The sequence below is a fragment of the Pseudomonas sp. SDO5271_S396 genome, from assembly GCF_054071795.1.
Map to the genome: position 1 here is coordinate 62,134 of NZ_JBSVWB010000021.1, position 11,818 is coordinate 73,951.

Consider the following 11,818-nt stretch of genomic DNA (forward strand, 5'->3'; position numbering starts at 1 on the left):
AGCGGGTGATCAGGGTGTAACGAGATTTGGCCGAATCGTCGTTATCTCCCTGGCAGACCTGTCGTTAGACTCCAGGCTTGCTTTGGAGATAAAGCTCATGGATACCTACCTGAGTCCCAGCCGCTTCATCGATAGTGACCACCCTGCGGTGGTGGAGTTCGCCGAAAAACATCGCGGTCCCAGTGCGAACTCACGTGACCAGGCAGTCAGTCTTTATTACGCCGTGCGTGAGGCGATTCGCTATAACCCTTACACGTTCAGCCGCGACCCAGGCACCCTGAAAGCCAGCTTTGCCCTGGCTACCGGCGAGAGCTATTGCGTGCCCAAAGCCACTTTGCTCGCGGCCTGCGCCCGGCATTGCGGGATCCCGGCGCGCATTGGCCTGGCGGATGTGCGCAATCATCTGTCGACGCCGCGCCTGATCGCGCTGCTCAAAAGCGATGTGTTCGCCATGCACGGCTACACCGAGTTGTATTTGCACGGGCGGTGGGTCAAGGCAACGCCGGCGTTCAACAGCCAATTGTGTAAGCTCTTCGATGTGCCGCCGCTGGCCTTCGATGGGATCAGTGACAGCGTTTTTCATCCCTTCAATCGCCAGGGGCAGCGCTCCATGGAGTATGTGCTGGAACATGGGCAATTTGCCGACGTGCCGGAGGCATTTTTCTTCGGCCATATTCAGCAGTGCTACCCGCACCTGTTTGCCGAAGGCACACCCACCCTGTTGGGCGACATGCAGAGCGATTTGAGCCGCGCGTGAACCGGCGTATGCTGCTGCGTTCATCACTGCCATGTTCAACCACAAAAAGGCGCGGTCATGTTGAAGATCTGGGGTCGTAAAAATTCGTCGAACGTCAGGAAGGCACTCTGGTGTGCAGAGGAGCTCGGCCTGGAGTATGAGGCCATTGATGCGGGCGGGGCTTTTGGTGTGGTCGACACACCGCAGTACCGCGCAATGAACCCCAATGGCCGGGTGCCGGTGATCGAGGACGGCGACTTTGTGCTGTGGGAATCCAACACTATCGTGCGCTACCTCTGTGCCAAGCATGCGTCGGATTTTTACCCTTCTGATTTCAAGGCGCGGGCCAACGCGGAAAAATGGATGGACTGGACCACGTCCACCCTGGCCGAGCCCTTCAAGATCGTGTTCTGGGGCATCCTGCGCACGCCCGCCGAGAAGCAGAACTGGGACAATATCCACGCGGGCCGCCAGGCTTGCATCGATGTGTTGGCCACGGTGGAGCAGGCGTTGGCGCACCAGCCCTACCTGTCGGGCCAGGCATTCGGCATGGGCGATATCCCCTTGGGCTGCTTCATTTACGCCTGGTTCGAGATGCCGATCGAGCGCCCCGCGATGCCCCATCTGGAGGCCTGGTACCAGCGCTTGCAGCAACGCCCGGCGTACCGCAAAGCGGTGATGACCGCGTTGACTTAATACTGACTATTAATACAGGTGACTGTACTTGTGCGGCGCGGGCAAGCACCATGCTTGTCATGCGCCGCCGTTGAACTACGTGCGCTGCGCCCTCATCTACTCTTTCTATTCCCTTCTTTGGTGCGTAATCCGATATGAGTTCCGCTCTGTCCATCCGGCAGCTAACCAAAACCTACGGCAACGGTTTCCAGGCCCTGAGTGGTATCGATCTGGACGTGGCCGAAGGTGACTTCTTCGCCTTGCTCGGCCCCAACGGTGCCGGCAAATCCACCACCATCGGTATTCTCTCGACCCTGGTCAACAAGACCAGCGGCACGGTAAATATCTTTGGCAACGACCTGGACAAATCCCCGGCGGCGCTCAAGCGTTCCATCGGTGTGGTGCCCCAGGAGTTCAACTTCAACCAGTTCGAAAAGACCTTCGACATCGTCGTGACCCAGGCCGGCTATTACGGCATCCCGGCAAAAGTTGCCAAGGAGCGCGCCGAGCAGTACCTGACCCAGCTGGGCCTGTGGGACAAGCGTGATGTGCCTTCGCGTTCGCTGTCCGGCGGCATGAAGCGTCGCCTGATGATCGCCCGCGCACTGGTGCATGAGCCACGCTTGCTGATTCTCGATGAACCCACCGCCGGCGTGGATATCGAGCTGCGCCGTTCGATGTGGACCTTTCTCACCGAGCTGAACCAGAAAGGCATCACCATCATCCTCACCACCCATTACCTGGAAGAGGCTGAGCAGCTGTGCCGCAACATCGGCATCATCGACCACGGCACCATCGTCGAGAACACCAGCATGCGCAACCTGCTGGGTCAGTTGCATGTGGAAACCTTCGTGCTGGACCTCAAAGGCAACCTGTCGGCGCCGCCGCAATTGCTCGGCTACCCGAGCCGCCTGGTGGACAGCCACACCCTGGAGGTCCAGGTGGATAAAGCCATGGGCATCACTGCATTGTTCGGCCAGTTGGCGACACAGAACATCGAAGTGTTGAGCCTGCGTAACAAAACCAATCGCCTCGAGGAGTTGTTCGTGTCCCTGGTGGAAAAAAATCTGGCGAAGGTGGCGTTATGAGTTCCGAACTGCGCCCCAACCTCGTCGCGCTGCAAACCATCGTTTACCGTGAAGTGAAGCGCTTTACCCGGATCTGGCCGCAGACCCTGCTGCCGCCGGCGATCACCATGGTCCTGTACTTCGTGATCTTCGGTAACCTGATTGGCCGGCAGATCGGCGACATGGGTGGCTTCACCTACATGGAGTACATCGTGCCGGGCCTGATCATGATGTCGGTGATCACCAACTCCTACGGCAACGTGGTCTCCAGTTTCTTCGGCAGCAAGTTCCAGCGCTCCATCGAAGAACTGATGGTCTCGCCGGTGTCGCCCCACACCATTCTGATCGGTTACACCCTGGGCGGTGTGCTGCGCGGCTTGATGGTGGGGGTGATCGTGACCCTGCTGTCGCTGTTCTTCACCCACCTGCAGGTGCATCACCTCGGGGTCACGATTCTGGTGGTGGTACTGACGGCGACGATCTTCTCGCTGCTGGGTTTTATCAACGCTGTGTTTGCGCGCAACTTCGACGATATCTCGATCATCCCGACGTTTGTGCTGACGCCGCTGACCTACCTGGGCGGGGTGTTCTACTCCATCACCTTGCTGCCGGCGTTCTGGCAGACCGTGTCGCTGGCCAACCCGGTGCTGCACATGGTCAATGCGTTCCGCTACGGGATTCTGGGCGTGTCGGACATCAAGATCAGCGTGGCGATCACCTTTATGATCCTGGCCACCGTGGTGCTGTACTTCGGCTGCGCGCGGTTGCTGGTGAGCGGGCGCGGGATGCGTACGTGATTGGCTGAGCGAATGCGTCAAGACATGTGGGAGCGGGCTTGCTCGCGAATGCGGTGTATCAGTCAGCACATTCTTTTCTGACAAACCCCGTTCGCGAGCAAGCCCGCTCCCACACAAGCCCGCCCCGCAATGGGTTTTGGGTATGACCGTTATTTTTTCAGTGCCAGCTCGATCAATCCATGCAGTTCTTCAACCGCCAGCGGCGCGGTGGAGAACAGGATACGAAACACGGTCGGCGCGGCCAGCAGGTTGATCAGGTGGTCCACGCTGGGAGCTGCCTGGTCCGGGTAGCGGTCCACAATAGTCTGCAATTGCCCACTCAAGATGCTCATGCAGTAGCCCGGGATGGCCTTGCATTGCAGGTCGCGCATCATGTTGCGCCCGGGCTCCGAACTCATTTCATCCAGATACTGCTCGGCCCACGCCACCAGATCGCCGCGCAAACTGCCGGTATTGGCCGGCTCGCTTTCCGGGCGCATGCGGGCCAGGGCCACATCGGCTAGCAGCACCGAAAGGTCGCCCCAGCGTCGGTAGATGGTCGACGGCGTGACGCCGGCGTGCGCAGCGATCATGGGGACCGTGACGTTTTCGCGCTCATGGGTTTCCAGCAGTTCACGTACCGCCGAATGCACAGATTCTTGTACCCGGGCACTGCGGCCCCCCGGGCGGAGGCCTTCTTTGATAGCCATGTGGGCGACCTTAACACAAAGAATTTGCTTTAAGCGCATGCTGGTAGCACACTCCACAAAAGCAAAATATTAGCTTTAGCGGAGCGTGCCCATGTCCAGTGTCATTTCCCAACGGTCCAGCCTGGCGTTTATGGTAGTCACGGTGTTGACCTTCCTTGCGGCGTCCAGTGCACCGACGCCGCTGTATCAGGTGTATCAAGACCAATTGCATTTCTCCGCAGCCATGCTGACCGTGATCTTCGGGGTGTACGCGGTGAGCCTGTTGGCGGCCTTGCTGACCGTGGGTTCTCTCTCGGATTATCTGGGGCGCAAACCGGTGATTTTTGCCGCCTTGCTGCTGAACATCGCAGCGATGCTGTTGTTTATCTACGCCGACAGCACTGCCCACCTGATCGCTGCCCGGGCCTTGCAGGGTTTTGCGACGGGGATGGCCACCGCTGTGCTCAGCGCCACGCTGCTCGATACCGACCGCGTGCGCGGCCCGATGCTCAATAGCCTGGCGCCGCTGTTAGGCATGGCCAGTGGTGGCCTGGGCAGCGGCTTGCTGGTGGAGTACGCGCCTCGTCCGACCCAACTGATCTACGTCACCATGCTCGTGCTGATGGTGCTGCAGGCGCTGTACGTCTGGCGCCTGTCGGAGACGGTCAGTCGTATTCCGGGGGCCTTGAAGTCGCTGGCGCCGACCCTGCATGTGCCAGAAGCTGCACGCCGGGCGTTGTGGCTGGCGATGCCGCTGAACGTAGCGGTGTGGGCGCTGGGCGGGTTCTTTTCTTCCCTGGCCCCTTCGTTGGTCAAGGCGGCGACGGGGTCGACGTCGCACCTGATCGGTGGTGGCCTGGTGGCCGTGGTCACCTTGAGCGGTGCGGTGATGATCTACAGCCTGCGCAACCGCGCGGCGGACAAGATCATGCGTCTGTCGGCCGTGCTGTTGGCGATGGGCGTGGCCTTGCTGCTGATTGCGGTGCAGAGTGCCAGCCTGTGGCTGTTCTTCGCGGCCAGCGTGGTCGCCGGCTTTGGCTTTGGCGGTGGGTTCATGGGCAGTATTCGTAGCATCGTCGGGCTAGCCTTGCCCCATGAGCGGGCAGGCTTGATGTCGGCGTTTTACGTGCTCAGTTACCTGGCGTTCTGCCTGCCGGCATTGCTGGCGGGTAATCTGAGTCGGGTTTTCGGCCTGATCGTCACGACCGATGGCTATGGCGCGGTGCTGATCGTATTGGCGCTGAGTGCCTTGGCTGGCTTGCTGTTGCAGGATTCTGCACGGGCCAGCGCCGCAACCTGACTACCGGCGCCAACTGTTTATATAGATTAAGTAGATAACAGTTAGAGAAATTACCCGTTATATAGATATTCGATCGGGTTCTATGATGGCTTCACCCTCATGCGAGGAAGAGGATTGCCATCATGACCTGCTCGAATACCATCAGTTACAAACCCTTCAGTCATCTGACCCGTCCCCGGGAAGTGATTCGCCAGTTCACCCCCAACTGGTTCGCCGCGACCATGGGCACCGGGGTGCTGGCCCTGGCGCTGGCGCAACTGCCGATCAACCTGCCCGGTGCGCACAGCGTCGCTGAAGGTTTGTGGTTCTTTACCATCGGCCTGTTCGTGTTGTTCAGCGGGTTGTACGCGGCCCGTTGGATGATGTTTTTCCACGAGGCGCGGCGGATCTTCGGGCATTCCACGGTATCGATGTTCTTCGGCACCATTCCCATGGGGCTCGCGACCATTCTCAACGGCCTGCTGGTATTTGGCTTGCCACGCTGGGGCGGCGGTGTGATTCCGTTGGCCGAGGCGGTGTGGTGGCTGGATGTTGCCATGGCCCTGGCATGCGGCGTGCTGATCCCGTTCATGATGTTTACCCGACAGGAGCACAGCATCGACCAGATGACCGCCGTCTGGTTGTTGCCAGTGGTCGCGGCTGAGGTGGCCGCTGCCAGTGGGGGACTGCTGGCCCCGCATCTGGCCGACGCCCATTCGCAACTGGTGATGCTGGTGACCAGCTACGTGCTGTGGGCGTTTTCGCTGCCGGTGGCGTTCAGCATCCTGACCATCCTCATGTTGCGCATGGCCCTGCATAAACTGCCCCACGCCAACATGGCGGCTTCAAGCTGGTTGGCGCTCGGGCCTATCGGTACCGGTGCCCTGGGCATGCTGTTGCTGGGCGGCGATGCGCCAGCGATCTTCGCCGCCAATGGCTTGCCGGGTGTCGGTGACATGGCCAACGGCCTCGGCCTGGTGGCGGGGATTACCCTTTGGGGCTTCGGCCTGTGGTGGATGCTGATCGCGGTGCTGATCACCCTGCGCTACCTGCGCGCCGGGATCCCGTTCAACCTGGGTTGGTGGGGGTTTACCTTTCCGCTGGGGGTGTATGCGCTGGCGACCTTGAAACTGGCGAACCTGTTGCACCTGATGTTTTTCAGCGTGGTGGGCAGCGTACTTGTGGGCGCGCTGGCGCTGATATGGCTGGTGGTTGCCAAGCGCACCGTGCAGGGTGCCTATAAAGGTGAGCTTTTTGTTTCACCTTGCATTGCGGGACTAGGGAATAAGTAGCCCGGATTAGGTAAAGTCGTGGCCTGACTCAATAACAGGCCACGCAGGAACACGGACGATGAGCCACCCCTCACAATTCACCTTGCTGCGCACACGGCGTTTCCTGCCGTTTTTCATCACCCAGTTGCTGGGTGCGTTCAACGACAACATCTTCAAGCAGTCGCTGATCCTGGCCATTCTTTACAAACTCACGATCGACGGGGACCGCTCCATCTGGGTCAACCTGTGCGCGTTGCTGTTTATCCTGCCGTTCTTTCTGTTCTCGGCGCTGGCCGGGCAGTTCGGCGAAAAGTTCAACAAGGACGCTTTGATCCGGGCGATCAAGATAGGCGAAATCGTGATCATGGTGGTGGGCGCCACCGGGTTCCTGTTCAACCACCTGGAACTGATGCTGCTGGCGCTGTTTGCCATGGGCACCCACTCGGCGCTGTTCGGGCCGGTGAAGTATTCGATCATGCCCCAAGCCCTTCACGAAGATGAGCTGGTGGGCGGCAACGGCCTGGTGGAGATGGGCACCTTCCTGGCCATTTTGGCCGGGACCATCGGCGCCGGCATCATGATGTCGTCTACCCATTACGCGCCGGTGGTGTCGGTGGCGATTGTCAGCGTGGCCGTGCTGGGTTATCTGGCCAGCCGGGGCATTCCACGGGCAGCGGCCTCCACGCCGCAACTGCGCCTGAACTGGAACATTTTCAGTGAGTCCTGGGCCACCTTGCGCCTGGGCCTGGGACAAACCCCGGCGGTGTCGCGTTCGATTGTGGGCAATTCATGGTTCTGGTTCGTCGGTGCGATCTACCTGACCCAGATCCCGGCCTACGCGAAGGAATGGTTGTACGGCGACGAAACCGTGGTGACGCTGATCCTCACGGTGTTTTCGGTGGGTATCGCACTGGGCTCGATGCTCTGCGAAAAGCTCTCCGGGCGTAAAGTGGAAATCGGCCTGGTGCCGTTTGGCTCCTTCGGCCTGACCGTGTTCGGCCTGCTGCTGTGGTGGAACTCCGGGGGCTTCCCGCAGAACGTGCAGGCCAACGACTGGCTGGCGGTGCTCGGTGTTGGCCAGGCCTGGTGGGTGCTGCTCGATATCCTCGGTCTGGGCGTGTTCGGCGGCTTCTATATCGTGCCGCTGTACGCGTTGATCCAGTCACGCACCGCCGAGAACGAGCGGGCGCGGGTGATTGCCGCCAACAACATTCTCAACGCGCTGTTCATGGTGGTCTCGGCCATTGTGTCGATCCTGCTGTTGAGCGTGGCCAAGCTGTCGATCCCCGAACTGTTCCTGGTGGTGTCGCTGCTCAACATCGCGGTCAACGCTTATATCTTCAAGATCGTCCCCGAGTTCACCATGCGTTTCATGATCTGGCTGCTCAGCCATTCCATGTACCGCGTGGAACACCGCAACCTGGAGCGCATTCCGGACGAGGGGGCGGCGCTGTTGGTGTGCAACCACGTATCGTTTGTCGATGCGCTGTTGATCGGTGGCGCGGTGCGTCGGCCGATTCGCTTTGTGATGTACTACAAAATCTACCGTTTGCCGGTGCTCAACTTCATCTTCCGCACCGCCGGGGCGATTCCGATTGCCGGGCGTAATGAAGATATCCAGATCTACGAAAAAGCCTTCACGCGGATTGCCCAGTACCTGAAGGAAGGGGAGCTGGTGTGCATCTTCCCGGAAGGCAAGCTGACCGCAGATGGTGAGATGAACGAGTTTCGCGGTGGGGTGACGCGAATTCTGGAGGAGACGTCGGTGCCGGTGATTCCACTGGCGTTGCAGGGGTTGTGGGGGAGCTTCTTCAGCCGTGACCCGAAGAAGGGCTTTTTCCATCGGATCTGGTCACGGGTGGTATTGGTGGCCGGTGAGCCGGTGGATGGGCCGACGCCTGCCAGGCTGCAAGAGGCCGTGGGCGGATTGCGCGGAAACCTCAGGTAGTTTTTGTGTTGGCTGTGCCGGCCTCTTCGCGAGCAAGCCCGCTCCCACATTTGAAATGCATTCCAAATGTGGGAGCGGCGGTTCGACGCTTCGACTTGCTCGCGAAGGCGGTAGTAGCCTAGGTACTGATTTTGAGGCCGATAAGCCCGCAAATGATCAACGCCACACTGACCAGCCGGAACAGTGCCATGGACTCGCCAAACAGGATGATCCCGGCGATCACGGTGCCCACGGCGCCGACGCCGGTCCAGATGGCGTAGGCGGTACCCAGCGGCAATTCCTTCATGGCCAACCCCAGCAGGCCGAGGCTGATGGCCATGGCGGCAATCGTCAGGGCGGTGGGTAATGGCTTGCTGAAACCATCGGTGTACTTCAGGCCTACGGCCCAGCCGACTTCAAACAAGCCGGCAAAAAACAGAATGATCCAGGACATGCTGGCTTCCCCTCTACACGGTGGGGTCGTCCCCGGATTGAACGCATGAGAGCGTCGCGAGGTCGTCCCCGCGAAGCCCGGTAGAGTGCCGAATATTGATCGGGTGATCAAGTTTACGGTGTGGTTTCCAGTGCGCGTCGGTCTTCCTTTTCGCTCATGCGGCGGAAGTAGGTCGAGAGCAACGCCCCGGAAATATTGTGCCACACGCTGAATAGCGCGCTCGGCACCGCCGCCAGGGGGGAGAAATGTGCGCTGGCCAGCGCGGCACCCAGTCCGGAATTCTGCATGCCCACTTCCAGGGCCAGTGACTTGCGTTGCGCCAGTGGCAGCTTGAACACACGGCCGGTGAAGTAGCCCAACAGATAGCCGAAGCTGTTATGCAGCATCACCACCACCATGATCAGCAGGCCCGACTCGGCGATCTTCGCCTGGCTCGCGGCGACCACCGCCGCGACGATAATCACGATGCTCAGCACCGAGACCAGTGGCAATACGTCCACCGCATGACGCACGCGCTCACCGAGCAAGCGTTGTGCAATCACGCCAAGCACGATCGGCAGCAGCACCACTTGCAGGATCGACCAGAACAACTCCATGAACGACACCGGCAGCCATGCCGAGGCCAGCAGCCAGATCAGTGCGGGCGTCAGCAGCGGGGCGAGGAGGGTGGTCACGGCGGCGATCGCCACCGACAGCGCCAGGTCGCCCCGGGCTAGCCAGGTCATCACGTTGGATGACGTGCCGCTTGGGCAGCAGCCGACCAGAATCACCCCGACGGCGATTTCCGGCGGCAGATGAAACGCCTGGCACAGCAGCCATGCCACGCCCGGCATGATCACAAAGTGCGCGACCACCCCCAGGGCCACACGCCACGGATGACGGGCGACTTCGGCGAAGTCGTCGATCTTGAGGGTCAGCCCCATGCCGAACATCACCAAGCCCAGCAACGGCACGATGGCGCTTTTCAAGCCGACGAACCAATCGGGCTCAAGGAACGCGAGCACCGCGAAAATCAGCACCCAGTAGGCGAAGGTATTACCGACGAAGCGGCTCAGGGCGGCAAGTGCGCGCATGGGGGATCCTTGTTATTAGAATGCTTGGGGTGGCACCCCGATCAAATGTGGGAGCTGGCTTGCCTGCGATAGCATCAACCCGATCTGACTGAAGACCGAGTTGCCTGCATCGCGGGCAAGCCCGGCTCCCACACTGTCCGTGCCCATATGAGAACGGTGTTGGCTTAGATGCCTTGCGGAGTCTCTTCACCGCCCAGTGCTTCCACCAGCGCCGGCAGGAAATCGCCGAAGGTCAGCATCATCAGGGTAAAGCTGGCGTCCAACTGGCCCAGAGCTTCGTCGCCACCGTCCTGTTCGGCCTGGTCTTGCAGCAGGTCTTCGAACTTCAGGCGTTTGACGGTCATTTTGTCGTCAAGCATGAAGGACAGCTTGTCCTGCCAGGCCAGGGACAGTTGGGTCACGACTTTGCCGGTGCTCAGGTGCAGCTGGATTTCTTCGCTGGTCAGGTCCTGGCGTTTGCAGCGCACGATGCCGCCATCTTCGTGGGTGTCGCGCAGTTCGCATTCGTCGAGGACAAAGAAGTCGTCGGCGGCTTTCTGGGTGGTGACCCAATCGGTCATCACGGCGGTTGGCGCGGTTTTCACGGTGAGCGGGCGTACCGGCAGGGTGCCGATGACTTCACGCAGGGTGGAGAGCAGGTCTTCAGCGCGCTTGGGGCTCGCCGAGTTGACCAGGATCAGGCCCTGTTTTGGCGCGATGGCGGCGAAGGTCGACGAGCGACGAATGAAGGCGCGGGGCAGGAATGCCTGGATGATTTCATCCTTGATCTGGTCCCGCTCCTTTTTATAGACCTTGCGCATCTGTTCGGCTTCGATCTCTTCGACCTTCTCCTTGACCGCATCGCGCACGACGCTGCCCGGCAGGATGCGTTCTTCCTTGCGTGCGGCGACCAGCAGGAAGTCGCCGCTGACGTGCACCAGCGGCGCGTCTTCGCCTTTACCGAAAGGCGCGACGAAACCATAAGTGGTCAACTCCTGGCTTGCACAAGGGCGCGCCAGTTTGGTGGCCAGTGCCGCTTCCAACGCCTCGGCATCAACAGGCAGATCTTGGGTCAGGCGATAGATAAGCAGGTTCTTGAACCACATGGGGCGAGTCTCTCCTTTATACAAAGGGGGGCATTATTCTCTTGATAGCGCCGCAGGCCAACCCTGGCTAAGCCATTGGAAGCTATCAAAAAAAAGATTTAAGAAAGTGCTTGCCAGACCCAAGGTCGCTCCGTAGAATGCGCGCCACACCGAAGCGAAGGGTGATTAGCTCAGCCGGGAGAGCATCTGCCTTACAAGCAGAGGGTCGGCGGTTCGATCCCGTCATCACCCACCATTCGTTTCATGTGTTACGCGCAGCGGTAGTTCAGTCGGTTAGAATACCGGCCTGTCACGCCGGGGGTCGCGGGTTCGAGTCCCGTCCGCTGCGCCATATTCGGTAACCTGGAACACTGAACGCCAGGTCGCCACGGAAAGCCCGCTTAATAGCGGGCTTTTTGCTGTCTGGAATATGGCAAAAAATCGTGGGTAAACTTTTTTTGAATAAATTGCATTTAAATCAAGACATTACGATTTTTTAGTGTATGATGCGCCCACACCGAAGCGAAGGGTGATTAGCTCAGCCGGGAGAGCATCTGCCTTACAAGCAGAGGGTCGGCGGTTCGATCCCGTCATCACCCACCATTCGTTTCATGTGTTACGCGCAGCGGTAGTTCAGTCGGTTAGAATACCGGCCTGTCACGCCGGGGGTCGCGGGTTCGAGTCCCGTCCGCTGCGCCATATTTGCTTCCACTAAGGCCCACTGAACGCCTGGAAGTCACGGAAATAGCGGCCTTGCGCCGCTTTTTTCGTTTTCTGAATTCCACCGGAATCCATCTCCAGCCACGG

The 11,818-nt window shown here is 59.9% G+C and carries 11 protein-coding genes and 4 tRNA genes; 11 read left to right on the plus strand and 4 right to left on the minus strand.

Translation table 11 applies throughout. From position 1 onward, the window contains the following. Nucleotides 1–97 precede the first annotated feature (97 nt). From ACW9IN_RS16065 to ACW9IN_RS16080, 4 genes are all read left to right on the plus strand, one after another. Complete coding sequence (locus tag ACW9IN_RS16065) at nt 98–757, plus strand: transglutaminase-like domain-containing protein (RefSeq protein WP_457366810.1); 660 nt, start codon at nt 98–100, stop codon at nt 755–757. A gap of 57 nt (nt 758–814) precedes the next feature. Further along, the gene (locus ACW9IN_RS16070; RefSeq protein ID WP_457366811.1) at nt 815–1,432 is read left to right on the plus strand and encodes a glutathione S-transferase family protein; all 618 of its coding nucleotides are present in this window, start codon (nt 815–817) and stop codon (nt 1,430–1,432) included. A gap of 134 nt (nt 1,433–1,566) precedes the next feature. After that, nucleotides 1,567–2,499, plus strand: a complete 933-nt coding sequence (locus ACW9IN_RS16075; RefSeq protein WP_457366812.1) for an ABC transporter ATP-binding protein — start codon at nt 1,567–1,569, stop codon at nt 2,497–2,499. After that, nucleotides 2,496–3,275 (plus strand): ABC transporter permease, encoded by a 780-nt coding sequence (locus tag ACW9IN_RS16080; RefSeq protein WP_457366813.1) that lies wholly within the window; start codon nt 2,496–2,498, stop codon nt 3,273–3,275. The genes ACW9IN_RS16075 and ACW9IN_RS16080 overlap by 4 nt, the downstream gene beginning before the upstream one ends. Before the next feature lie 149 nt (nt 3,276–3,424). On the opposite strand, the gene ACW9IN_RS16085 is transcribed toward ACW9IN_RS16080, so the two are convergent. Beyond that, nucleotides 3,425–3,964, minus strand: coding sequence for a TetR/AcrR family transcriptional regulator (locus ACW9IN_RS16085; RefSeq protein ID WP_457366814.1), 540 nt, complete (start codon nt 3,962–3,964; stop codon nt 3,425–3,427). 91 nt (nt 3,965–4,055) lie between these two features. On the opposite strand from ACW9IN_RS16085, the gene ACW9IN_RS16090 reads away from it, so the two are divergent. The 3 genes from ACW9IN_RS16090 (at nt 4,056) to ACW9IN_RS16100 (ending at nt 8,441) form a co-directional block, all read left to right on the plus strand. Further along, nucleotides 4,056–5,243 carry an MFS transporter gene (locus tag ACW9IN_RS16090; protein WP_457366815.1) on the plus strand — a complete coding sequence of 396 codons (1,188 nt, stop codon included), beginning with the start codon at nt 4,056–4,058 and terminating at the stop codon, nt 5,241–5,243. A gap of 122 nt (nt 5,244–5,365) precedes the next feature. Next, nucleotides 5,366–6,514: a TDT family transporter gene (locus ACW9IN_RS16095; RefSeq protein ID WP_457366816.1), complete on the plus strand. Its 1,149-nt coding sequence runs from the start codon at nt 5,366–5,368 to the stop codon at nt 6,512–6,514. 58 nt (nt 6,515–6,572) lie between these two features. Further along, nucleotides 6,573–8,441 carry an MFS transporter gene (locus ACW9IN_RS16100; RefSeq protein WP_457366817.1) on the plus strand — a complete coding sequence of 623 codons (1,869 nt, stop codon included), beginning with the start codon at nt 6,573–6,575 and terminating at the stop codon, nt 8,439–8,441. Between the two features lie 118 nt (nt 8,442–8,559). Here ACW9IN_RS16100 and sugE read toward each other — a convergent pair whose 3' ends face one another. From sugE to rdgC, 3 genes are all read right to left on the minus strand, one after another. Continuing rightward, nucleotides 8,560–8,874: a quaternary ammonium compound efflux SMR transporter SugE gene (sugE, locus tag ACW9IN_RS16105; RefSeq protein ID WP_457366818.1), complete on the minus strand. Its 315-nt coding sequence runs from the start codon at nt 8,872–8,874 to the stop codon at nt 8,560–8,562. 113 nt (nt 8,875–8,987) lie between these two features. Further along, entirely contained in the window at nt 8,988–9,947 is a 960-nt protein-coding gene (locus ACW9IN_RS16110) for a bile acid:sodium symporter family protein (protein ID WP_457366819.1), read from the minus strand. 164 nt (nt 9,948–10,111) lie between these two features. After that, nucleotides 10,112–11,032, minus strand: coding sequence for a recombination-associated protein RdgC (gene rdgC, locus ACW9IN_RS16115; RefSeq protein ID WP_457366820.1), 921 nt, complete (start codon nt 11,030–11,032; stop codon nt 10,112–10,114). Nucleotides 11,033–11,191: 159 nt separating this feature from the next. On the opposite strand from rdgC, the gene ACW9IN_RS16120 reads away from it, so the two are divergent. From ACW9IN_RS16120 to ACW9IN_RS16135, 4 genes are all read left to right on the plus strand, one after another. Continuing rightward, a tRNA-Val gene (locus ACW9IN_RS16120) sits at nt 11,192–11,267 on the plus strand. Nucleotides 11,268–11,286: 19 nt separating this feature from the next. Then, a tRNA-Asp gene (locus ACW9IN_RS16125) sits at nt 11,287–11,363 on the plus strand. Between the two features lie 175 nt (nt 11,364–11,538). Then, nucleotides 11,539–11,614 (plus strand) — tRNA-Val (locus ACW9IN_RS16130). A gap of 19 nt (nt 11,615–11,633) precedes the next feature. Further along, a tRNA-Asp gene (locus ACW9IN_RS16135) sits at nt 11,634–11,710 on the plus strand. Nucleotides 11,711–11,818 lie beyond the last annotated feature (108 nt).

Excerpts from the sequence above, each read along its gene's own strand:
- ACW9IN_RS16075 (WP_457366812.1), top strand. The coding sequence starts at position 1,567 with ATGAGTTCCGCTCTGTCCATCCGGCAGCTAACCAAAACCTACGGCAAC.
- rdgC (WP_457366820.1), bottom strand. The coding sequence starts at position 11,032 with ATGTGGTTCAAGAACCTGCTTATCTATCGCCTGACCCAAGATCTGCCT.
- ACW9IN_RS16095 (WP_457366816.1), top strand. The coding sequence starts at position 5,366 with ATGACCTGCTCGAATACCATCAGTTACAAACCCTTCAGTCATCTGACC.
- ACW9IN_RS16065 (WP_457366810.1), top strand. The coding sequence starts at position 98 with ATGGATACCTACCTGAGTCCCAGCCGCTTCATCGATAGTGACCACCCT.
- ACW9IN_RS16110 (WP_457366819.1), bottom strand. The coding sequence starts at position 9,947 with ATGCGCGCACTTGCCGCCCTGAGCCGCTTCGTCGGTAATACCTTCGCC.
- ACW9IN_RS16080 (WP_457366813.1), top strand. The coding sequence starts at position 2,496 with ATGAGTTCCGAACTGCGCCCCAACCTCGTCGCGCTGCAAACCATCGTT.
- ACW9IN_RS16070 (WP_457366811.1), top strand. The coding sequence starts at position 815 with ATGTTGAAGATCTGGGGTCGTAAAAATTCGTCGAACGTCAGGAAGGCA.
- ACW9IN_RS16090 (WP_457366815.1), top strand. The coding sequence starts at position 4,056 with ATGTCCAGTGTCATTTCCCAACGGTCCAGCCTGGCGTTTATGGTAGTC.
- ACW9IN_RS16085 (WP_457366814.1), bottom strand. The coding sequence starts at position 3,964 with ATGGCTATCAAAGAAGGCCTCCGCCCGGGGGGCCGCAGTGCCCGGGTA.
- ACW9IN_RS16100 (WP_457366817.1), top strand. The coding sequence starts at position 6,573 with ATGAGCCACCCCTCACAATTCACCTTGCTGCGCACACGGCGTTTCCTG.
- sugE (WP_457366818.1), bottom strand. The coding sequence starts at position 8,874 with ATGTCCTGGATCATTCTGTTTTTTGCCGGCTTGTTTGAAGTCGGCTGG.